Annotated in this window: 18 protein-coding genes; 7 read left to right on the forward strand and 11 right to left on the reverse strand. The window is 72.0% G+C overall.

Annotated features, from left to right (window positions below):
• Positions 1-44: 44 nt before the first annotated feature.
• Together FRADC12_RS17880 and FRADC12_RS17885 are read right to left on the reverse strand one after the other, a co-directional pair.
• A complete protein-coding gene (locus tag FRADC12_RS17880; protein ID WP_045877514.1) occupies positions 45-1595 on the reverse strand; it encodes a serine/threonine-protein kinase in 1551 nt (516 codons plus the stop codon).
• 144 nt (positions 1596-1739) lie between these two features.
• Positions 1740-4070, reverse strand: a complete 2331-nt coding sequence (locus FRADC12_RS17885; RefSeq protein WP_045877515.1) for a serine/threonine-protein kinase — start codon at positions 4068-4070, stop codon at positions 1740-1742.
• A 306-nt stretch (positions 4071-4376) separates the two neighbouring features.
• Between FRADC12_RS17885 and FRADC12_RS17890 the strand changes: the two genes are divergently transcribed.
• Positions 4377-5501, forward strand: coding sequence for an adenosine deaminase (locus FRADC12_RS17890; protein ID WP_045879774.1), 1125 nt, complete (start codon positions 4377-4379; stop codon positions 5499-5501).
• Between the two features lie 287 nt (positions 5502-5788).
• Complete coding sequence (locus FRADC12_RS17895; protein WP_045877516.1) at positions 5789-6418, forward strand: DNA-3-methyladenine glycosylase I; 630 nt, start codon at positions 5789-5791, stop codon at positions 6416-6418.
• Between the two features lie 25 nt (positions 6419-6443).
• On the opposite strand, the gene deoC is transcribed toward FRADC12_RS17895, so the two are convergent.
• Positions 6444-7316, reverse strand: a complete 873-nt coding sequence (deoC, locus tag FRADC12_RS17900; RefSeq protein ID WP_045877517.1) for a deoxyribose-phosphate aldolase — start codon at positions 7314-7316, stop codon at positions 6444-6446.
• A gap of 151 nt (positions 7317-7467) precedes the next feature.
• On the opposite strand from deoC, the gene upp reads away from it, so the two are divergent.
• Positions 7468-8091: a uracil phosphoribosyltransferase gene (upp, locus tag FRADC12_RS17905; protein ID WP_045879775.1), complete on the forward strand. Its 624-nt coding sequence runs from the start codon at positions 7468-7470 to the stop codon at positions 8089-8091.
• A gap of 35 nt (positions 8092-8126) precedes the next feature.
• On the opposite strand, the gene FRADC12_RS17910 is transcribed toward upp, so the two are convergent.
• The 3 genes from FRADC12_RS17910 to FRADC12_RS17920 form a co-directional block, all read right to left on the reverse strand.
• Entirely contained in the window at positions 8127-9866 is a 1740-nt protein-coding gene (locus FRADC12_RS17910; RefSeq protein ID WP_045877518.1) for a phospho-sugar mutase, read from the reverse strand.
• 31 nt (positions 9867-9897) lie between these two features.
• Complete coding sequence (locus FRADC12_RS17915) at positions 9898-10473, reverse strand: IS607 family transposase (RefSeq protein WP_045877519.1); 576 nt, start codon at positions 10471-10473, stop codon at positions 9898-9900.
• Between the two features lie 73 nt (positions 10474-10546).
• On the reverse strand, positions 10547-11356 hold the full coding sequence (locus FRADC12_RS17920) for a purine-nucleoside phosphorylase (RefSeq protein ID WP_045877520.1): 810 nt from the start codon (positions 11354-11356) through the stop codon (positions 10547-10549).
• 204 nt (positions 11357-11560) lie between these two features.
• Here FRADC12_RS17920 and FRADC12_RS17925 point away from each other — a divergent pair, with 204 nt between their 5' ends.
• Positions 11561-11965: a hypothetical protein gene (locus tag FRADC12_RS17925; RefSeq protein ID WP_045877521.1), complete on the forward strand. Its 405-nt coding sequence runs from the start codon at positions 11561-11563 to the stop codon at positions 11963-11965.
• A gap of 525 nt (positions 11966-12490) precedes the next feature.
• Positions 12491-14284, forward strand: coding sequence for an aspartate--tRNA ligase (gene aspS, locus FRADC12_RS17930; RefSeq protein WP_045877522.1), 1794 nt, complete (start codon positions 12491-12493; stop codon positions 14282-14284).
• A gap of 130 nt (positions 14285-14414) precedes the next feature.
• Here aspS and FRADC12_RS31480 read toward each other — a convergent pair whose 3' ends face one another.
• Positions 14415-14633, reverse strand: a complete 219-nt coding sequence (locus FRADC12_RS31480; protein WP_157488911.1) for a hypothetical protein — start codon at positions 14631-14633, stop codon at positions 14415-14417.
• Between the two features lie 386 nt (positions 14634-15019).
• Here FRADC12_RS31480 and FRADC12_RS17940 point away from each other — a divergent pair, with 386 nt between their 5' ends.
• Complete coding sequence (locus FRADC12_RS17940) at positions 15020-16168, forward strand: glutamate--cysteine ligase (protein WP_045877523.1); 1149 nt, start codon at positions 15020-15022, stop codon at positions 16166-16168.
• A 122-nt stretch (positions 16169-16290) separates the two neighbouring features.
• Positions 16291-17655, forward strand: a complete 1365-nt coding sequence (locus tag FRADC12_RS17945; RefSeq protein WP_045879776.1) for an amidohydrolase — start codon at positions 16291-16293, stop codon at positions 17653-17655.
• A 6-nt stretch (positions 17656-17661) separates the two neighbouring features.
• On the opposite strand, the gene FRADC12_RS17950 is transcribed toward FRADC12_RS17945, so the two are convergent.
• From FRADC12_RS17950 to FRADC12_RS17965, 4 genes are all read right to left on the reverse strand, one after another.
• Positions 17662-18054, reverse strand: coding sequence for a hypothetical protein (locus FRADC12_RS17950; protein WP_045877524.1), 393 nt, complete (start codon positions 18052-18054; stop codon positions 17662-17664).
• Positions 18055-18181: 127 nt separating this feature from the next.
• The gene (locus tag FRADC12_RS17955) at positions 18182-18853 is read right to left on the reverse strand and encodes an MAE_28990/MAE_18760 family HEPN-like nuclease (protein ID WP_045877525.1); all 672 of its coding nucleotides are present in this window, start codon (positions 18851-18853) and stop codon (positions 18182-18184) included.
• Between the two features lie 3 nt (positions 18854-18856).
• Positions 18857-19957 carry a DUF262 domain-containing protein gene (locus FRADC12_RS17960; protein ID WP_045877526.1) on the reverse strand — a complete coding sequence of 367 codons (1101 nt, stop codon included), beginning with the start codon at positions 19955-19957 and terminating at the stop codon, positions 18857-18859.
• A 274-nt stretch (positions 19958-20231) separates the two neighbouring features.
• Positions 20232-21680, reverse strand: coding sequence for an NAD(P)H-quinone dehydrogenase (locus tag FRADC12_RS17965; RefSeq protein ID WP_045877527.1), 1449 nt, complete (start codon positions 21678-21680; stop codon positions 20232-20234).
• Positions 21681-22048: the final 368 nt, after the last annotated feature.

Raw genomic sequence — 22048 nt, forward strand, 5'->3', positions numbered from 1 at the left:
CTCACCGCGCGCCGCCAAGGAGCATGGCGGGCGCGGCCCAGGCGTCAGGTGTGGCAGGGCGTGAAGAAACAGGTGGGGCTCGCGCTGCCGGATGGCGACCGGGGCGGGGTCGTCGCCGGTGGCGGGGTCGTCGCCGGTGGCGGGGTCGTCGTCGGCGGTGGGGTCGGTGTGGACGTGATGACTGGCGGCGTCGTGACCTGCGTCGGCGCCGACGTGTGCGACAGCGACGGGTGGTGCGACGGCTCGGTCACTGACGCCACCGACGTTGGGATGTCGATCGGCTGCAGCCCGCCCGGCGTCGAGGCCGAGCCAGTCGGGGCGCTCGGCGCACCGGTCGCCGAGGTCGACTGCTGAGGGTTCCCGCCGCCGTGGTGCGTCAGCAGCAGGCTGACCGCGACGGCCGCTCCCAGCACCAGCAGCGCGGCGACCGCCGCGAACACCAACGGCCGCCGGTCGGTCTGCCGACGCAGGGTGTCCTGGCGCGGTCGCGGGAACGGCCCACTGGAGACCGACTCCAAACCGGACAGCTCGTCGGAGCTGGTGCTGGAGAGCTCGTCCTCGATCGCCCGCATCGCGGCGGCCTTCGCGAACCGGGAGCCCGCGTCCTCGTCGGCGTCCGGGGCGGGGAAGCCAGAACCGTCGCTGACCTTCTCGAGCCCGTCGTCGATAGCGGTCGCCGCGTCGATGCCGGGGCCGTTGATCACAAAGAGCGGAACCGGCTCGCTGCCGCGGGCGATCGGCGTCAGTCGCTGCCGGACCTCGTCGGCGTCCGGTCGCTCTTCGGCCGGCTTGTCGAGAAGATCGCCGAGCAGGCTGCGGAGGGGGCCCGCGTTGCGGAACGCCCGCCGTCGGCCCTCGACGACCGCGGACAGCACGGCGTACGTCTCGGGGCCCTCATAAGGTGGGGTCCCCTCGACGGCGGAGTACAGCGTCGCGGCCAGGCCCCACAGGTCACTGGACGGCGTCCCGGACGAGCCGCGGATCCGTTCCGGCGCGATGTAGGCCGGCGAGCCGACGAGAGCGCCGGTGCCGGTCAGGGTCATGTCGCCCTCGGTCGCCGCGATGCCGAAGTCGGTCAGGCGGACCCGGCCGTCCCGCCCCAGCAGCACGTTGCCCGGCTTCACGTCCCGGTGCAGCACGCCCTTCTGATGCGCGGCGCCGAGCGCGTGGATGAGCTCCAGCCCGATCGCCGCGACCTGGTCGGGCGGCAGCGGGCCGTTGTTGCGGATGACATCGCCGAGGCTCTCCGCGTCGACGAGCTCCATGATGATCCAGTGACGCTCGGACTCCTCGACCACGTCGTGGACGGCGACGATCGAGGGGCTGTTCAGCCGCGCGAGAGCGCGCGCCTCGCGCAGCACCCGCGCGCGGATCGCGTCCCGCTCGTTCTGGGCGCCCGCGAGCGGGACGAGGATCTCCTTGATCGCAACGCGACGTTGGAGGACCTCGTCCTCACCGCTCCAGACGACGCCGGCGCCGCCTCGACCGATTGGTGCGTCGAGGCGGTATCGTCCGGCGACGATGTTTGGGGTGCCGTTCCGGGAGGTCTCCCCGTTCCGGGAGGTCTCCGGCGGCACACTTGCCGATCTGGCCATCCTGTCAAGTCTGACAGATCGGGCGGCCAACGTGCGCGCCACCCTCGGATGGTCCCGCCGCGCCACCGGCCCGGCTGGCGGCGACGAGGCCATCAGCCAGCCACGGGTGGGGACCCTGCCGGTGCGCGCCGGGCGCGGCGGCCGTCACGGGGCTGGGCGGAAGGTCGCGAACAGCTGCCGCCTCAGTGCCTGGTCGCTGGCCCACTGCTGTTCCCCGGTCCGCCAGGAGAGCAGGTAGCCGTGGCCGCCCCGGTCGGCGCCGCGCGAGAGCACATGCACCTTGCCTCCGTCCATGCTGTACGTGTACTCCCAGTCGGCCTCGGTCGATCCGTCGCCCGTGCCGACCGGGGCGAGCCGCAGGCGCTGGTAGTCCGCCAGCCCCATCGGCCCGCTGTGTGAGGCCGTGTCGAAGTTCGTCAGCCAGTCCCGCAGGACCGACGCCGGTGCCTGCCCCGCGCTTCCAACGCGCAGAACCGTACCAGTGGTCGGATTGGTGAAGTCGACCGTTCCGGCGCCCCCGGCGCCCGCCGCGCGCTTCCAGCTCGACGGGTACGCGAGCGACCAGCCGGCCGGGTCGGTGTAGGAGACCCAGCCGCGTGGCGGGGGCACGGGGGAGGTGGCGGCGGCCAGCGGGCCGTCCGGGACGGCGCTCGGGGGAGCGCTCGAGGCAAGGTCGGATGTGGCCGCGGCGGGGGTGCTCGCCTGCCGGTCGTCCTTGCCGTCGTCGGCGGACAGGCGGACCACGAGCAGCGCGACCGCGAGCACCACGACGAGCACGGCCAGCACGATCATCGCGCGGCGTTCCGCCTGGGACCGGGGCGGGGTGTCCTCGCCGGGGCGCCTGGGGCGTGGCGGCCGGGGCGGGTCGTCGGACGGGCTGGCCTCGTCCGCGCTGGCCGGGCCGTCGCTGGCCGGGCCGGTGGGCCGGCTGGTCGCCCAGGCGGACCCCGAGTCCCAGTAGTCGGCGAGATCGTCGAGCTCGGCCGCGTCACCGCGCGGGCGCGGGACCTCGGTCGCGCCCGGCGTCGGCTGGTTGACCGCCGGGTCACCCACCAAAGTGCTTGTTGACGCGGGCAGGTCCGCGCCTTGGCCAGGCCCGTCCCCAACCGTGTCGTCGGCCAGCGCGCCCTTCATGATCACTGTGGTCGGGACCTGGGCCTCGACGGGGCCGGTGGTGACGGGGCCGGCTTCCTTCTCGGCACCCTCGGCCTCGGTTCGCGGATCCGGGGATGCCGGGCTGACGGGCGCCTCGGCGAAGACCCGGGTCGGTCCCGCCACCGCCGTGGCGTCGGCGGCCGGCGCGGGGCCCTGCCTGGGCGTGGCCGGTTCGGCCGGGCGCGGCGTGGCTGGCGTGACGGGATCGGGCGCGGCCGGTCCGGCCGGGCGGGGTGTCGCCGGCGTGACCGGGCGGGGTGTGACCGGCGTCGGTCGCGCCGTGGCGGGCCGCGGCGTGGCTGCCCGTGGCGTGGATGGTGTGGCCGCGCGTGGCGGCACCGGCGGGGAGGCGGAGGAACGGCCGGCTGACGAGGCCGCTGGCCGCGCGGGCGGTGGGCTGGTCGGCCGGGGGGCCGCCCGGGTCTGGCCGGTCGCCGACGGCCGCCCTGGCGTCTCGCCCGCCAGGTCGCGCAGCCGGGTCCGCACGTTGGTGAGCGTCGGGCGCTCCAGCTCCCGCTGGGAGAGCATCCCCTCCAGGAGGGGCCCGAGCCTGCCCGCGTGCCGGGCCGGCCGGATCAGGCCTTCGACGACGGAGGTCAGGATGTCGAGCGGGGTGGCGCCGCCGAACGGTGGCTCGCCCTCGGCGGCCGCGTACAGGGTGGCGCCGAGTCCCCAGACGTCGCACTCCGGCCCGCCAGGCTCGCCGTGCGCCCGCTCCGGGGCCAGGTAGGCCGGCGATCCCACGACCTCGCCTGTCCGGGTCAGCCGCGGGTCGCCGTCGCTGACCGCGATCCCGAAGTCGGTGAGCCTGGCCTGTCCGTCCCGGTTGAGCAGGACGTTGCTGGGCTTGACGTCGCGATGCACGACGCCGAGGCGGTGCGCGGCGTCCAGCGCGTAGGCCAGCGAGATCCCGATCTGGGCGACCTGGTCGACCGGCAGGCCGCCCTCGCGCTCGATCCTGGCCGACAGCGGCTCGCCCTCGACGAGCTCCATCACGATCCACGGCAGCTCGCCGTCGTCAATGACGTCCAGCACACCGACCGCGCCCGGATGGTGGATTCGGCCGGCGGAACGGGCCTCGCGCAGCACCCGCTCCCGGGCGTCCGCGTTCGCGGCCGGACTGCCGGTCGGCATCCGCACTTCCTTGACGGCGACGGTCCGCCGCATGATCTGGTCCGTGGCGCGGTGTACCACGCCCATGCCGCCGACGCCGATGACCGCGTCGAGCCGGTAGCGCCGGCCGACGATCGTGCCCGGGGCATGCCCCGAGGAGCCCGCTGGCAGGCCGGATCCCATCGCTGACCGGCCTTCGCCTGCCATCTCGTGGTACCTCTCTCGCTCGTCCCCCGGCTACCGCCCGAGCCGGCCCGGTCCTGCCCACCCACTCGACCGGGCCTGATCACCCGGCGTCCGGGGAGTCGTGCTCCCCGGCCGTCGCCGTACGCCGTCCTGATTGTCCGACTGTCGCGTTCCGGGCGCGTCGGCGGATCGGCCGCTCGGATTGTCAGTCCTGTGCCCTAGCCTCGAACCGACGGCGACGGGAGATCCAGAGCCGGCCCGAGGGAGCCGGTCCGGGGCAGGCGCCCCGGCGAGGTCGGGAACTGGCAGGGGGATGGGGAGGTGGCGATGGCATCGCCGACGTTGGACCAGATCCGGCTCGCGCCGAAGGTGCTTCTGCACGATCATCTGGATGGCGGGCTGCGGCCGTCGACGGTGGTGGAGCTGGCCGACGAGTGCGGGTACACCGCGCTGCCGACCACCGACGTCACCAAGCTCGGCGGCTGGTTCCGTGGCGGCGCGCACGACCTGCCGGATCGGCTTCGCCGATCCGGCAGGAGCCCCGGCGGTTCACTGGTGCGCTACCTGGAGACGTTCAGTCACACCGTCGCGGTCATGCAGACACCCGAGGCGCTGGCCCGCGTCGCCCGCGAGTGCGCCGAGGACCTGGCCGCCGACGGCATCGTCTACGCCGAGATCCGGTTCGCCCCGGAGCTGCATACCGAGAACGGGCTGTCGCTGGACGCGACCGTCGAGGCGGTGCTCGACGGGCTGCGCGCGGGCTCCCAGGGCACCGGCCTGCACGCCCGGGTGCTGTGCACCGCGATGCGTCACCAGGCCCGCTCGCTGGAGATCGCGGAACTGGCGGTCCGCTGGCGCGACCAGGGCGTCGTCGGCTTTGACATCGCCGGCGCCGAGGCGGGCAACCCGCCCACCCGCCACCTGGACGCGTTCCAGTACATCCAGCGCGCCAACGGCCACTTCACGATCCACGCCGGCGAGGCGTTCGGCCTGCCGTCTATCTGGGAGGCCGTGCAGTGGTGCAACGCGGACCGGCTCGGCCACGGGGTCCGCATCGTCGATGACATCTCCGTCGATCTGGAGGGCCAGGTGTCATTGGGCCTGCTGGCGAACTACGTCCGCGACACCCGCGTCCCGCTGGAGATGTGCCCGTCGTCGAACGTCCACACCGGTGCGGCGCGCAGCATCGAGACACACCCGATCGGCGTGCTGCGTGACCTGCGCTTCCGGGTCACGGTGAACACCGACAACCGGTTGATGAGCGACGTCACCCTCTCCAGCGAGTTCGCGACGCTGGTGGAGACGTTCGGCTACGGCTGGCCGGACATCCGCTGGTTCACCCTCAACGCGATGAAGTCCGCCTTCCTCCCGTTCGACCAGCGCCTCGACCTGATCGACAACGTCATCAAGCCCGGCTTCGACGCGCTGGCCGGGAGCCCGTCCAGTGCCTGAACGCCGTCATCGGCGCGGGCCCGGAGACCCGCCCGCCCCAGCCCAAGATCCTCGGCTGCGCCGAGAGCGACGTCAGCGGGCCTCGCTTCGAGCCTTCGCGAACGCGCCGATCTTCCTCGCGGCAAGCGGTTTATCTGTTTAGTCACACACCGGTACTACCTGGCGGCCATCTGGTTCGGGGTCTGCGGTGCGTCTCTCGTCGGGCTGGCCGTCACCTGGGCCGTTCGACGGACACGACAGCACAACGGGCCTAGTGAACACAACGGGCCTGGCGAAGAGGTGACGCGATGACGGAGACGCTGCCCGCCCCGGCGACGGCCGCGAAGGAGACTGGGCCGGGCGGGCCGGTTGCCGGGCCGGATGGGCTGATGCGGTGCCCTTGGGGGGTGTCGACGGCCGACTACCTCGCGTACCACGACGACGAGTGGGGCCGGCCGGTCCGGGACACCGTCGGGCTGTTCGAGCGGCTCAGCCTGGAGGCGTTCCAGTCGGGCCTGTCGTGGCTGACGATCTTGCGCAAACGGGACGGCTTCCGGCGGGCGTTCGCGGGCTTCGACCCGGTCGTGGTCGCCGAGTTCGGCCCGGACGACGAGGTCCGGCTGCTCGGCGATGCCTCGATCGTCCGTAACCGGCGCAAGATCGAGGCCACCATCGCCAACGCCCGCGCGATCCTGGCCCTTGATGAGCCGCTGGAGAACCTGGTCTGGTCATTCCAGCCCGACCCGGCCGCCAGGCCGGCCCCGCGCGCGATGGCTGACCTCACCCCTACGACCGCGGAGTCCATCGCCCTGGCGAAGGCGTTGCGCAAGCGGGGCTTCGTCTTCGTCGGCCCGACCACGGCCTACGCGATGATGCAGGCCTGCGGCCTGGTGAACGACCACCTCGCCGACTGCGTCGCCCGCGATCCCGTGCCCTGACCGGCCGCAGCCGGCGCCCCGGAGGTCAGGGCGCGTCGCGCGGCATCTCGGCGAGGACGTCAGCGGTGCCGGACAGGCCGAGGCGGGTGGCGCCGGCCTGGATGAAGGCCAGGGCCTGCGCCGCGGTCCTGATACCGCCCGAGGCCTTGATGCCGAGGCGCCCACCGACGGCGGCGTGCATCGCCCGGATGGCGCGAAGGCTGGCGCCGCCGCCCGGATGAAAGCCCGTCGAGGTCTTGACGAACTCGGCGCCCCCGGCGAGCGCCGCTCGGCAGGCCGAGCGAATCGTCGCGTCCGGCAGGATCGTCGTCTCCAGGATGACCTTGAGCACCGCGTCGGACGGCATCGCGAGCCGTACCTCGTGGATCTCGGTCTCGATCGCGACCCAGTTCTCGTCCATCGCGTTCGCGAGGTCGATCACCATGTCGATCTCGGTGGCGCCGTCGGCCACCGCCCGCCTGGTCTCCTCGACCTTGACCGCCGTCAGGTGGTTGCCGTGCGGGAAGCCGATCACTGAGGCGACCGCGTAGGCGGGCACCAGGTCTGCGGCCCGGTCGCGGTCGGTCGATCCGATCCCGGCGATCCGGCCGTTCCCGCCCTGGCGCGCGCTGGCGGCGGCCAGGAAGACGTGCGTCGGCGCAACGCACACGGCGGCGACACCGAACCTCGCCGCGTCCGCGCAGGCCTTGAGCACGTCGTCGGACGTCGCCTCCGGGCGCAACAGGGTGTGGTCGATCATCGCGGCCAGCTCGGCCCGGGTGGCCGGCACCGGCGGCAGCGGCGGGCTCACCGGCGCGGGCGGGTACTCCCGCCTGCCGGAGGCGTCCGCCTCGCCACCGGGCTGACGTGGTTCTCTGCCGCTGGCGGGCTGGTCGGGTCCGTCGGCTGCCGTCGTCATGGCTCCATCTTTACGCGTGGTTCGGCCCCGGACGAGGCCCCTGTGCACCCACGTCCCCGGACGCGGTGGTACACGTGCAATGCGGCCCGCGGTGTGCGCGGTCCCGCGGCCTCGCGGCCAGCGCGGCGCATTCTCCAAGGAGCGGTTTCTCGTGCAGGTAGATGTCCTCGACCACCCGCTCGCCGCGGTCGCCCTCACCACCCTGCGCGACGAGCGCACGCCTCGGCCGGCCTTCCGCGCGGCTCTCCACGACCTCGCCATGATGCTCGTCTACGAGGCCGCCAGGACCCTCCCGACCGAGCCGGTCGCCGTGCGCACCCCGCTGGCCGAGACCACCGGGGCGAGGCTCGCCGGCGAGCCGGTCGTGGTGCCCGTGCTGCGCGCGGGCCTCGGCATGCTGCCGGCCGCGCACGCCTTCATCCCGGACGCGGTGAGCGCCTTCATCGGCCTCGCCCGCGACGAGGAGACCCTCCAGCCGACCGTCTACCTGGAGTCCGTGCCCACGGACCTGTCCGGCCGCCCGGTGCTGCTGCTCGACCCGATGCTCGCGACCGGGGGCTCCGCGTTGCACGCGCTGCGCCTGCTCGCCGGCCACGGGGCACGCGGCATCATCGTCGTCTCGGTCGTCTCCGCTCCGGAGGGAATCGCCGCTCTGGAGGCCAGCGGCCTCGAGCTGCGCCTCGTCACCGGCGTCGTCGACGCCGGCCTCAACGACACCGCCTACATCGTCCCCGGCCTCGGCGACGCCGGCGACCGCCTCTTCGGCGCCGTCTGACGTCATCGCATCGAGATGACCCAGGAGGAGCGGCGCTAGGCCTCGGAGAGGGTTCGGGCCCAGCTGACCAGTCGGGCGAGCTGGGAGGTGGCGGTCGCGCGCGCGGTGGTGAGGTCCGCTGCGCCCGCGGCGACGGGCGCGCCTGCTTCCAGGTAGATCTTGAGTTTGGGCTCGGTGCCGCTTGGGCGGACCACGGCGCGGGCGCCCTCGGCGAGGGTGATGATCAGGACGTCGGACGGTGGCAGGGTGGTGGCCGGGTGCAGCAGGTCCCGGACCGCCTCGACGCGCAGGCCGCCGATCGCCGCCGGTGGCGCGGCCCGCAGCCGGTCGGTCAGAGCGGTGCTCGCGGCCAGGTCGGGGACCCGGATCGAGACCTGGGCCGTCACCGTGACACCGAGCTCGCGGGACAGGTCGTCCAGCCGGTCGAGCAGGGTGCGGCCCCGGGCCGCCTCGGCGGCGGCCATCCGGGCGACCACGACGGCCGCGGTGATGCCGTCCTTGTCGCGGACCAGGTCGGGACGGACCGCGTAGCCGAGGGCTTCCTCGTAGCCGAAGGTCAGATCGCCAGTTGCCCGCACGATCCACTTGAACCCAGTGAGGGTCTCGGCGTAGCGGACACCACGACGCGCGGCGAGCGCGCGCAGCGCCGTCGCGCTGACCACCGTCGTCGCGACCGGCCCGGAGGAGGTCCGCAGTACCTCGTCGGCGAGCAACAGGCCGAGCTCGTCGCCGGTCAGGACCCGTGCGGAGTCAGGCCCGGCGTCGCCGGGCCGAGGGGGGACGGGCCTGACGGCGACCGCGAGGCGGTCGGCGTCCGGGTCGTTCGCGAGCATCAGGTCCGCGCTGGTCTCCCGGCCCAGCGCGAGCACGAGGTCCAGGACGCCCGGCTCCTCCGGGTTCGGGAACGGCGCCGTCGGGAAGTCCGGGTCGGGCTGGGCCTGCGCGGCGGCGACGAGCGGCTCCGGCAGCCCCGCCGCCGCGAACACCCGGCGCAGCACATCCAGCCCGACCCCGTGCAGCGGCGTGTAGGCGATCAGCGGGGCCGGCCCCGGGGGCGGGCCCGCGCCGGCCGGCGTGTCGGCCGCGGCGGCGACGTACGCGGCCACGATCTCGTCGCCGAGCTGAGTCCACGTGTCGGCCAGCGGGATCGCCGTGGCGGGAGGGGCGGCGGCGATGGCGGCCTCGATCTGCTCGTCCGCCGGGGCGACGAGCTGTGCGCCGCGCTCGGGAGCGCCGACCGGCCCGCCGAGATAGACCTTGTAGCCGTTGTCGGTCGCCGGATTGTGGCTGGCCGTCACCATGACGCCTGCGTCCGCCGCGAGCTGCCGGACGGCGAACGCCAGCACGGGCGTCGGCACCGGCCCGGGCAGCACCAGGGCACGCAGCCCGGCCCCCGCGAACACCTGGGCGCTGTCGCGGGCGAAGGCCGCGCTGCGGTGCCGTGCGTCGAACCCGACGACCACCGTCTTCGGGCCGCTGCCCGCCGCGTTCAGCCAGGCGGCGAGGCCGGCGGCGGCGCGGCGCACGACGGCCGTGTTCATGCCGTTCGGCCCGGCTCGCAGCGGGCCGCGCAGCCCGGCGGTGCCGAAGGTCAACGACCCCGCGAACCGGTCCGCGAGCTCGGCCCGTGCGGCCGCGCCGGTTGGCCCGCCACCGGCCGCGGCGAGCAGGCCCTCGATCTCGGCCCGGTCCGTCTCGTCGGGGTCGTGGGCGAGCCAGGCCTGGGCCGCCTGGTCAACCCGCGTCTGGTCCTGGCCCGTGTCCCTTCCCCTCACGTCTGCCTCACCCGGTACGCCAGCATGGTCTTCACGCCGGGCCGTCCCTCGTCGCCTCGGCGACCGCGCGGGCGGCCCGGTTCGCGGCGGCTCGGCGGCCGTACAGGCGGGCGCACATCGACGTCAGGATCTCGGTGATGTCCCGGACCAGATCGTCATCGACCTCTGCCGGGTCCACCACCAGCAGGCGACGGCCCTGCGCGGCCAGCGCGGCCTCGACGTACTCGGCGCCGAACCGGGCGAACCTGTCCCGGTGCTCGACGACGATGACGGTCACCACCGGGTCCCGCAGCAGCGCGAGAAACTTCTGCCGGTGGCCGTTCAGCGCCGAACCGACCTCGGTCACGACCCGGCCAACAGCCAGACCCTGCCCAGCCGCCCAGGCAGTCACCCGGGCGACCTGCCGGTCAAGGTCAGCCTCCTGGCCGGCGGACGACACCCGGGCATACACCGCCGTCATCCCCACCGGGACCGGCCTGGCTGGCTCGTCCACGAGGATCAGCCCGCCAACCTTGCGCGCAGTAACCGGCAGCTTGCCCTCAAGGAACCACTGCCGGGCAGTCGAGTACCCCACGCCGTTCGCGGCAGCCCAGTCCTTGAGGTTCACGAACTCATCGTACAGCGCTAGCTGGCGCTACCCGGCGCACTCACGGCAGTAGATTTCACCCCCGTCGGCTGGCCTACAGGCGGGAGACGACCTCGGCGAGAAGCGCGCCCATCCGGGTCGCCGCGGCCTCTCCGGCGGCCAGGACCTCCAGGTGGTTCAGCGGCTCACCGGTCATCCCGGCGGCGAGGTTGGTCACCAGCGAGATCGCCAGCACCTCGGCGCCGGCGTTGCGGGCGGCGATGGTCTCGTGCACGGTCGACATGCCGACCAGGTCCGCCCCGAGCGTGCGCAGCATCCGGATCTCGGCCGGCGTCTCGAAGTGCGGGCCCGGCAGCGCGGCGTAGACGCCCTCGGCCAGGGACGGGTCGACCTCGCGGGCCAGCGCGCGCAGCTTCGGCGTGTAGACGTCGGTGAGGTCGGTGAAGGCCGGCCCGACGAGCGGTGAGCGGCCGGTCAGGTTCAGGTGGTCGCTGACCAGCACGGGCTGCCCGACGGACATGTCCGCCCGCAGCCCGCCGGCCGCGTTGGTGAGCACCACCGTCTTGACGCCCGCCGCGCAGGCCGTCCGCACCCCGTGCACGACGTAGGCCAGGTCGTGGCCCTCGTAGGCGTGCACCCGGCCCAGGAAGAGCAGCAGCCGCCGGCCGCCGACCTCGACCGAGCGGACCGAGGGCACGTGCCCGGGCACCGTCGTCGCCGGGAACCCGCCCAGCTCGGCGAAGGACACCTCGGCGAGCAGCTTCCCGCGGGTGGCCAGGGTCTCGGCGGCCGGTTTCCAGCCGGATCCGAGCACCACCGCCACGTCGTGCCGGTCGACGCCGGTCGCGGCGGCGAGACGGGCGGCGGACGCCGTGGCGTCCGGTTTGTCTCCGAGCTGGGTCACGGGCCGACTGTAGCGAGAAGGCCCACCGGTGACGAAGGCGACGCGGCCGGCGTCACGGCCGCCCCAGCGCGCGAGGCTGGGCGGGTACCCGTCCGGAACAGCGGGGCCTACGCGGCTTCGGGCGGGGCTGCGGGCCGCGCCCCGGGACGACGCGGCGGGCCGCGGCGTCGGCGCCCCGGGGTTGAGCGGCGTTCGGCGGCCCCGGTGGAGCAGACTGGCGGCGTGGCCATCCCGCGCCGGACTCGACTGCCCGAGGTGCCGCTGGAGCCCGGGGAGCTCACCGAGGTCGTCCTGCGCGGCCGGCTCACCGACCCGGCCGGCGGCGGCCGGATCACCGCCAAGGCCGAACGGTTCATCGGCCACCGGCTCGGCCTGTCTCGCTGGATCGTGCTGACCAGCCGCCGGCTGCTTGTTCTGGCGCCGTTTCCGCGCGAGGGCGACTGGTTCGACGTCAGCTGGGACCGGCGCGAGGTCAAGGCCTCCCAGGGCGTCAAGCACGGCGACGTCATCCGCGTCCAGCTCGCCACCCCGAGCGGCCCCCAGGTCCTGCGTGTCCCGGCCCGCATCCGCCCCGAGGTAAGCCGCTTCATCAAGGCCCTGCGCCGCTAGCCCGGGCTCTGGGAGCGCTTCGGTGGCGCGCTGACGCCAGCTTGCCTACCCAAACGGAGATCTTCGGCCGATCCCGGCAAGGTGGCCAGCCATGATCGCCAACTGGGTTGGGATAAATGGTGCGAATCGGGGCGCTGGACGCCAGTTCCCCCTGTCCAGTTCTCGATCATCGCTTAGGGCGGCCTGGAGAACCGGTCGTGATCGCCGATTGCGTAGGGGAATCGGCGTAGGAGCGATGATCTAGGCCTCGGATCAGCCGGAACCTGGCTGGACAGCCCGGGGGAGGAGCGTCTCCGCGCATCCCTGCCCCGAGACAAGCCGCTCACCAAGGCCCGCCGCCGCCCCCTGTTGCAGCCAACAGCCCGGTCGCCGTGGTGCGGAGCGTGCGGGTGGGGAGGCGTACCGGCACCGGTAGGGTCGTCCTGGCATGGTGTCTTGGCCACACCATGCGAAAAACTAGATCGTTCCGTGCCCGCTCGATGGGCGGGTGCGCGTTCGGGACGAAGACGACGAGGCGGCAGGGCGATGGTGACGGCAGACGGGCACAGCGCGCCGGGGTCGGTTCAGGTGCGGCAGACCGCGATGCGGTCGCACCGGTGCGGGGATCCGCGGCTCGCCGATGCCGGGGAGACCGTGACGGTGTGCGGCTGGGTGGCGCACCGGCGCCAGCACGGCCAGTCGCTGCAGTTCATCGACCTGCGGGACTACTCCGGCGTCGTCCAGTGCGTGGTCGACGGGACGGTCGACGTCCGCTCGGAGTACGTCCTGAAGATCACTGGCATCGTGACGGAGCGGCCGGAAGGCACCGTCAACGAGGCGCTCGCGACCGGGCAGGTCGAGCTGCGGGACTGCAAGGTCGAGGTGCTCTCGGTCGCCAAGCCGCCGCCCTTCCCGCTCGACGACCGCGCGGACAACGTCGACGAGTCGACCCGGCTGGCCTTCCGCTACCTGGACCTGCGCCGCGAGCGGATGCAGCGCAACCTGCGCATCCGTTCGGCCGTGCTGGCCGAGATCCGCGCCGCGCTGGCCCCGCTGGGGTTCGTCGAGGTGGAGACGCCGCTGCTGATGCCGTCGACGCCGGAGGGCGCGCGCGAGTTCATCGTGCCGTCCCGGCAGTTCCCGGGCAGCTTCTACGCGCTGCCGCAGTCGCCCCAGCTGTTCAAGCAGCTGCTGATGGTCGGCGGCGCGGACCGGTACTTCCAGTTCGCCCGCTGCCTGCGCGACGAGGACCTGCGCGCCGACCGGCAGTACGAGTTCACCCAGCTCGACCTGGAGATGAGCTTCGTCGACCAGCAGGACGTGCTGGATGTCATCACCACCGCGGTGCTCGCCGCGGCCGAGGCGGTCACCGGCGGCCCGGTGCCCCCGGTCGAGACGATGACCTGGCAGCACGCGATGGACCGGTACGGCGTCGACAAGCCCGACCTGCGCTTCGGCATGGAGCTCGTCGAGCTGACCGAGGTGTTCGCCGGCAGCGGCTTCAAGGCCTTCGCCGGCGCCGGGGCGGTCAAGGGCATCCGGGTGCCGGGCGGCTCGGCGTCACACAACCGCAAGGCGCTGGACACGCTGACCGACACCGCGAAGAAGCTCGGCGCCAAGGGCCTGGTCTGGATGCGGGTCGGCCCGGCGGGTGCGCTCGAGTCGCCGGTGGCCAAGTTCCTCTCGGCCGCGGAGCTGGCCGGCATCGTCGAGAAGACCGAGGCGGTCGAGGGCGACCTGCTGCTGCTGGTCGCCGACGAGTGGACGACCGCCTGCGAGGTCCTCGGCCAGCTGCGCAACTCGTTCGGACGCCCGCCGGCCGGCGATGGTGGCTTCCGCTTCGTCTGGGTCGTCGACTTCCCGCAGTTCGTCGGTGTCGACAAGGAGACGGGCCGTCCCAAGCCGGGCCACCACCCGTTCACCCGGCCGCACCCGGACGACCTCGACAAGCTGGAGAGCGACCCGCTGGCTGTCCGCAGCCGGGCGTACGACCTGGTGCTCAACGGCTGGGAGCTTGGCTCCGGCTCGATCCGGATCCACGAGCCCGAGCTGCAGCAGCGGATCTTCGACCTGATCGGGATCAGCCGGGAGGAGGCGGACCGCCGGTTTGGCTTCTTCCTGACGCCGTTCGGCTACGGCGCCCCGCCGCACGGTGGTTTCGCGTTCGGGATCGACCGGCTCGTCGCGAGCCTGGCCGGCGAGGAGAACATTCGCGAGGTCATCGCGTTCCCGAAGACCCAGTCGGGCCTGGACCCGCTGACGGGAGCCCCGACCCGCGTCGACGAGCGGCAGCTCAAGGAGCTGGGCGTCCGCGTCGTCGCGGCACCGCCTCCGGCCTGACCGACGGCTTCGCCGCAGGCTCGTCGTCGACCCCGGGAGGTGGCTTTGAGCTGGGACGATCGTCTGGACCAGTGGGACGTCGAGCGGGAACTCGCTTCCCGACTGGAGGACTCCGACTGGGTGACCCCCTTCAGGAGGCGTCCTCCCACACGGGCGTGTCCCGCGCGGCGCTGCGGACCTGGTACCGCGCGCGGACCTCATCCCGTCCCGCCTGGTCGACGGCCCGCACGGCCCGCAGCGCCTGGTGCCGCTGGCGATGGTCGCGGCGCGGGCGGCGGAGTCCCCGCGGCTGCGCCGGAGCTGGGAGCGCCGCCTCGGCGCGGAGGCGCAGGTGGAGCTGCTCCAGCATCGGATTGACGAGCTCGAGGCCCGGGTAGCGGCTCTGGAGAAGGGAGCCGCCGCGGGCGGCGATCCCACGAGAGGCCTGGCGGGTTAGCCGGGAGCCGGCTGCCCCCGGACATTGCGCGCGTTCGGCGAAATCGCCACGAACGGTGGCCGAACCGACCTACCGTTGGATCCTCGGGTTCGTCTGACCGTCGTGACGCGTATTCACGTTGGGCGGGTGGTCCGCCGGCAGGGCGGAGTGGTCTCGCCTGCCGTTGACGCGTGTCGGCCGGTCCGCGGGTGGGCAGATGTCCGGCCGGGACCTGGATTGGGCATTGGGCCCCGGATGGGGAACGTCGCCCCTCCGCCGCCGGGACCTGCCGGCCCGCCGACACCGCTGGAGGAGCCAGGGTGCACATTCCCTTCTCGTCGTCGCCACGCACCAGCCTTGGCATCGAGTGGGAGCTGGAGCTGGTCGACCTCCAGACCCGCCAGCTGCGCGGTGCCTCGACCGAGATCCTCGAGGAGTTCGCCGCCAAGGTCGGCGACGAGGATGCCGAAAAGGCCAAGCATGAGCTGTTCGAGTCGACGATCGAGGTGATCACCGGGGTCTGCGGCACCGTCCCGGAGGCGCTCGCGGATCTCAACGGGACCGTCGATGTCCTGCGGGGCCTCGCGGAGAGACGCGGAATCGGGTTGATGTGCAGTGGCACCCATCCGATCAGCGAGTACAACACTCAGGAGATCAGCACCAACGACCGCTACTTCCGGCTCGTCGATCAGATGCAGTGGCTCGCGCATCGGCTACTGATCTTTGGCGTTCATGTGCACGTCGGCGTCCGGTCGCAAGAAAAGGCTTTCCCGATTGTCAACGCGCTGACGGCGTATATCCCACACTTTCTGGCGTTGTCCGCGTCGTCGCCGTTCTGGCTCGGCCGGGACACCGGGCTCGCCTCGAGCCGGTCGAAGGTCTTCGAGAGCCTTCCGACGGCCGGCCTTCCGCAGCAACTCGCGGACTGGCGCCAGTTCGAGCGCTTTATGGAGACGCTCATCACATCGGGCACAATCGAGACCATCCGCGAGGTCTGGTGGGACATTCGTCCTCATCCCAACTTCGGCACCGTCGAGCTGCGGATCTGTGACGGACTTCCCACGCTGCACGAGGTCGGCGCCGTTGCGGCGCTGGCGCAGTGCCTCGTCGACCGGATGAACACCCAGCTCGACCGTGGCTACACGCTGCCGGTGCCGCGGCGCTGGGTGGTCCAGGAGAACAAGTGGCGGGCGGCCCGGTACGGCCTCGACGCGGAGATCCTGGTCGACGACCGGGGCACCACCCGCGCGGTCCGCGACGAGGTGACGGACGTGGTCGACGATCTGCTGCCCGTGGCCAGGCGGCTCGGCTGCGCGACGGAGCTGACCTCGATCCAGGACATCCTGTCCGTCGGCGCCAGCTACGACCGCCAGCGGGCCGCCGCGCGGCGGGCCGACGGCGATCTCAGCCACGTCGTCGATACTCTGCTGAGAGAGATGAACATCGGTCGACCGGCCAGTGACTCATGAGCTGAGTGAGCTCACTAGTTGACCCCACCGCGGCGGTGATCCCGCTGCTCGGCCTCGTGGGCCATCCCGGTGTTCGGTGTCGAACAGATTCGGGTACGCCGGGGAAGGTCGAAGTTTTCGTGATGTCGGACAACGTGAGCGCGCAGGCTGCGGTGGCGACCGACGGGGAGGGGCCCCCGCTGGATGCCGACGGGGCGTCAGGAGGCGTGCTCCCCGCCAGTTCGACACCGGCCAGTGCACGGCCCAGTGGTGGCGCCACGGCCGGCTGGGGCGCCGCGCGGGCCAGCTCGTTCGTCCGGGACTGGTTCGCCCAGCACGAGAGCGAGCTCGTCGAGTTCCGGCGTGACCTGCACATGCACCCCGAGCTCGGCCGTCAGGAGCACCGCACGGCCGGGCGGATCGTGGACCGGCTCACCGCCGCCGGGCTGCGGCCGCAGCGGCTGGCCGACATCCCGGGCATCTGGTGCGACATCGCCACCGGCGGCCCGGCTGACGCCGCCGACCTCGAAGGCCCGGTCGTCATGCTGCGGGCCGACATGGACGCACTGCCGATACAGGACGCCAAGGATGTGCCGTACGCGTCCACCGTCCCGGGCGTCTGCCACGCCTGCGGCCACGACGTGCACACGACCGTCGTCCTCGGAGCCGGGCTCGCGCTCGCCGAGTACGCCCGGCACAGCCCGCTGCCCGGGACCGTGCGGCTGCTCTTCCAGCCCGCAGAGGAGACCATGCCCGGCGGCGCCCTGGAGGTCATCGACGCCGGGGTCCTCAAACCCGTCCGCGCGGCGCTGACGGTGCACTGCGACCCGGCGCTGGATGTGGGCACCATCGGGCTGCGCCCCGGCCCGATCACGTCGGCCGCCGACCTGGTGGAGATCACCCTGGCTGGCCCGGGCGGGCACACCTCCCGGCCGCAGAACACCGTCGACCTGGTCTACGCGCTCGGCGCGCTGATCACCCAGCTGCCGGCGGCGTTGAGCCGGCGGATCGACCCGCGTTCGGCGCTCGCCCTGGTCTGGGGCCAGGTGCAGGCCGGCACGGTGCCGAACGCGATCCCGCGGGCCGCGCAGGTACGCGGGACGGTGCGCACGCTGTCCCGGGACACCTGGGAGACGGCCCCCGAGCTGATCGAGCAGCTCGCCCACCAGATCGTGGCGCCGTTCGGTGCCGACATCGTCGTGGACTACCGGCAGGGCGTGCCGCCGGTGGTGAACTCGGCCGAGTTCGTCGACGCATTCGACACCGCCGTGACGGCCGCCTTCGGGCACGGCGCGGCCGCCACGGTCGCCCAGTCACTCGGCGGCGAGGACTTCGGCTGGTACCTCACCCACGTCCCGGGCGCGCTCGCCCGCCTGGGCACCCGCACCCCGGGCGGCGAGACGTACGACCTGCACCAGGGCGACTACCTCGTTGACGAACGCGCCATCGGCATCGGCGTCCGCCTCCTCGCCGGCGCCGCCCTGGAGTCCTTCAGCCGCCTGGGCTGACGAGGGTCAGGCCGGCGGTGCGGCGAGCCGCCTGGCGAGCGAGAGCTCGTCCGTACGTGGCTCGACCGGTCCGGAGCGGAGCAGGGTCCACTGGCTGAGCCCGTCCGGACCGACCAATTCGCCGCACGCCAGTGCGTCCGCTATGAGCCGCGAGACGTGAATCCGTTCGGTAGACGGGCTGACCGCGACAACGCGCACGGTCAGCCGGTCGTCAGCCCGGCTGGCCGTGGTCCGGTGCGGCCATCGGCAGGGCCCCGCATGCTCCCAGGCCTGGTCCTGGCCGGGCACCAGATGGCCGCACAGCGCCTGCGTCACGGCCCCGCCCGGCGCCCGCTCGTCGCCACCAGCCGCCAGCGCCACGACGGCCTCAACCGCGATGGTCTCGGCATTGTCTGTCACGGCAGCATCATCACAGTCCGGCGCAGGACGATGCAGCGAGGACGGAATGTGCCCGTCGGCGACAAGCCGATCGCCCATACAAGGCTCGTCCCCCGGGCGCCCCGTCGAATATTTAAGACCGCCGAGGTCAGTTGGCTTGCTGTGCAAATGGTCTGCGGTAGCTTCCTTGTCGTACGGCTGCGAGGACAAGGTCACGGACGTCTTCGATCATCTCCATGACCTCGGCATGTAGGTCGTTGAACGACCCCGCGGCCGGATACATGTTGCGGCCGTGTGCAATTGTGTTCCGACCGTCGCAAAGCGTGCGGTCGATGAGCTTGTCGCGTGTCGCGAAGTTCGTCGCTGGAAAACCGACGGCGCCCATGATCTCGGCGAGTACCGCATACCGGAGATTCGACTTCGTATCGACGATCGTGTTCTTCGGGATCCGGGCCCGCGCCTGAGTCGGCCGCATCACAGCCTCTATGAGGGCCAGCGTGCTGCCTTCGTCACCGGCGACCGTGCGTTTACCCAGTGATAGCAGCACTGTGCGGACCAGTTCTTCGTTAAGCTCGTCCAGTCGGAGCCTGCGTCTAGCCACAAAGTCGACATACGCCTGACAGGCCTCCTTGACAAAGCCCTCCCAATGAGCATAAAGCATCGTCACGCCGCTACGCGCGAGAGCTCTTGCGAGCGGTGCGTCAGGGGCGGTTCTCTCCGCGTCGGCAATTGCTGCGCGAAGCGCCTGAAGCTCCACCCTCCGCCACGATAGCGCGTTGTCGAGCGTGTCCTCAACCTCGCCAATAGTTCTCGGCGCCATCGGTCAGCGGCCGAAGTAGTCGCGCGCGCGGACGACTAGCCGAGGAAAGCGTCGCCGCGCGCTTATTCCGCTTCCGGAGGTGTCGCGGAACTGCGGCGCCGTCCAGATCCCCCGTACGCGGTCGGCGAGTTCTGCCTCTGCGCGCTGCTCCCACAGGTCGATGTTCGCGCACAAGCCTGACGTGACGAACTCGAAACAGGCAATCGAGAAAGGGCCGAGATGTCGGTTGCCGTCCCATCGGCGCATCGTGTCGTCGCCGAGGCTCGCCGCGAGGAGGCGGAAGGTCCTGTCGAAGAGTGACGAGTCAATCTTCGATGCCGGGCTGCCAAACTCCTTGGCCGCTTCTCGCATCCATTCGGTCACGTACTTGCCGAACTCACGGGGAAGCTCGGACGCTCCTCCGCTGTAGTCTGCCTGACAGAAGAAGCGCAGCACCAACTCCTGGTAGTACGCCTGGCTTTCCTTTTGATCGGAGATCTGGCATACAGAACGGAAGTCAGTTGCCTCGGAAAGTCGGGTGGTCTCCGTATACATTTCTCGGTTAAGCATCACGAGCAGGCAATTTCGTGCCTCCTGCTCTGAGAGGCGGGTCCCTGCGTTGAGTCGTTGGAACATGTCATACTTCGCGTTGGCATCCGACTCCTTGCGGATGATCCTGAACTCGAGCTTGGCGCGTTTGAAGTCGCGACGCATCGCGTCGGAGAAAGTGTGGCCCCCAGGTGCATTGACCTCCCATCGGTGACCGGCGAGATCTGGAAGGTACTCCGTGCTGGAAAGGGTCAACGGCTCAGTCAGGTCGCCGGATTCGTCCCGGTACACGCCGACGAACTGCAGAACGGTCGAGAGACGTTGGACCCCATCAATGACATCCCACACCCCGTCTGCGCGCTGCGACACGAAGATTGGCGGGACCGGGATGCCGAGGAGGATCGACTCAATCAGCCCGGATTTCTGCTCGTTGTCCCAGCGAAAGATCCGCTGGAACTCGGGGTGTATCTCGATGTCGCCGTCGCGGTATAGGGATAGCACCTCGCCAATAGACATCGGGTATCCATCGGTGTGAATCTCCTTCGCCTTCGTGGCGATTTGCTCCTCTAGGGCCACGAGTCGCGCATCCTATCTTTTCGCATGTCGGTCCACGGTGTCGCGGGGCGGGTCAAATATACCCCCACGAGTACCTGCGTGCGCGAGGCCTCCGGGCAACTGCGATGGCCTATGCTGCGGCGCGAACCCTCTGGAATTCCGCGATCGGTCGCTATCTGTCTGGTCGAGCCGCGGGACTACTGGATGGACCCCTACCGTCGAGAGTGGCCTACCCGAACCGCGTTCGGGAGGGATCCCGGCGCCCGAACATCCCGGCGCCGTGTCCAGGATCGCCTTAGATGGTTTCGTCGAAGGCGGCGAAGAGGTCTTCGGAGCGCATCATCCGGGCTACCTCGGTGATCGAGCCAGACAGCGACGGGTAGATCGAGAAGGTGTTCGCCAGCTGCTCGGCGGTCAGGCCGTTGGCGACCGCGAGGGAGATCGAGAGGATCAGCTCCGAGGCCCGCGGCGCGACCACCACGCCGCCGAGCACGCTGCCGCTGCCGGGCCGGCAGAACAGCTTCACGAAGCCGTCCGAGATGCCGAGCATCTTCGCCCGCGGGTTGCGCGCCAGCGGCAGCGTGACCACCTCGGCGGCGATCGCGCCGGAGTCCTTCATCCGCTGGGTGACGCCGACCGTGGCGATCTCCGGGTCGGTGAAGATGTTCGACGACACGGTGCCCAGCCGCAGCGGCGTCACGGACTCACCGAGCGCGTGCCGCATCGCGATCCGCCCCTGCATCGCCGCGACGGAGGCCAGCGGCAGCACGCCGGTGCAGTCACCGGCGGCATAGACCCCGGGGACCGACGTGCGTGACATCCGGTCCACGACGACATGCCCGCCCGAGCCGAGCCGGATGCCGACCTCGGTGAGCCCGATGCCCTTCGTCCGCGGCACTGACCCGACGGCCATCAGTGCGTGCGAGCCGGTGACCGTCCGCCCGTCGGACAGCTCGACCAGCACCCCGTCGCCGATCCGGCGCACCGACGCCGCGCGGGACCGGTTGAGCACCTCGATGCCGCGGCCGCGGAACACGTCCTCGATCACCATCGCGGCGTCCGGGTCCTCGCCCGGCAGCACCCGCTCGCGCGAGGACACCAGCGTCACCGCGGCGCCCAGCGCCCGGTAGGCGCCGGCGAACTCGGCGCCGGTGACGCCGGAGCCGATCACCACCAGGTGCTCGGGTATCTCCGACAGCTCGTAGAGCTGCTGCCAGGTCAGGATCCGCTCGCCGTCCGGCTCGGCCGTGGGCAGCACCCGCGGCGCGGCGCCGGTGGCGATGAGCACCACGTCGCCGATGAAGACGTCGCCCTGGTCGGTCTCGACCGCCTGCGGCCCGACCAGGCGGCCCTTGCCGTGGACGACGGTGACCTTCTCCCGCCGCAGCCGGGTCTCGATGTCGTTGGACTGCGCGTGCGCGAGTTCGCGGACCCGGTTGTTGACCCGCTTCGCCTCGATGCTGAGCACCTCGGGCGGCGTCAGGTGCGGCTCGCTGCCCTCCCAGGTGCCGGCTGGGCGCGCGGGGACGCCCCGGCCGGCCAGGCCCAGCGCCGGGGCCGCGGCCACCGAGGTCATCGTCTCCGAGGTGGCGATGAGCGTCTTGGACGGCACGCAGTCTGTCAGGACGCACGCGCCGCCGATGCCGTCCGAGTCGACCAGCGTGGTAGCGGCCCCGAGCGACGCGGCCACCAGCGCCGCCTCATAGCCGCCTGGCCCCCCGCCGAGGATGACGATCCGGCTCACGGCCCCCTCCTTGCCATTCCTGCTGCCAGCCACGCCGCCATCCCTGCCCTGTCCGCGCGGTCCCCGGGCGCGTTCTGGCTGCTCGGTCGCCGCTCTTCTCGATTGCTGCTCGCCGTCGCGCCGGTTCGCCGTCGCACCGGGTTCGCTGTCCCGCCGGGTTCGCTGTCCCGCCGGTTCGCAGTGTCGCCCTGGTCGACGCCGATGTCGTTGCCGTCGTTGCCGTCGTTGTTCGCTAGTGCCGCTCGGTCCCCATCCTGCCCGCACGGGCCGCACCGTCCGTCGGCGCGGCACCTCCGGTGGGCCAGCGCACAGTGCCGGCGTCAGCCCGCGTCCCCGCGGACGACCCGGCCGGGCGGCCCGCCGGCGAG

It is taken from the genome of Pseudofrankia sp. DC12, from assembly GCF_000966285.1.
Classification (GTDB): domain Bacteria; phylum Actinomycetota; class Actinomycetes; order Frankiales; family Frankiaceae; genus Pseudofrankia.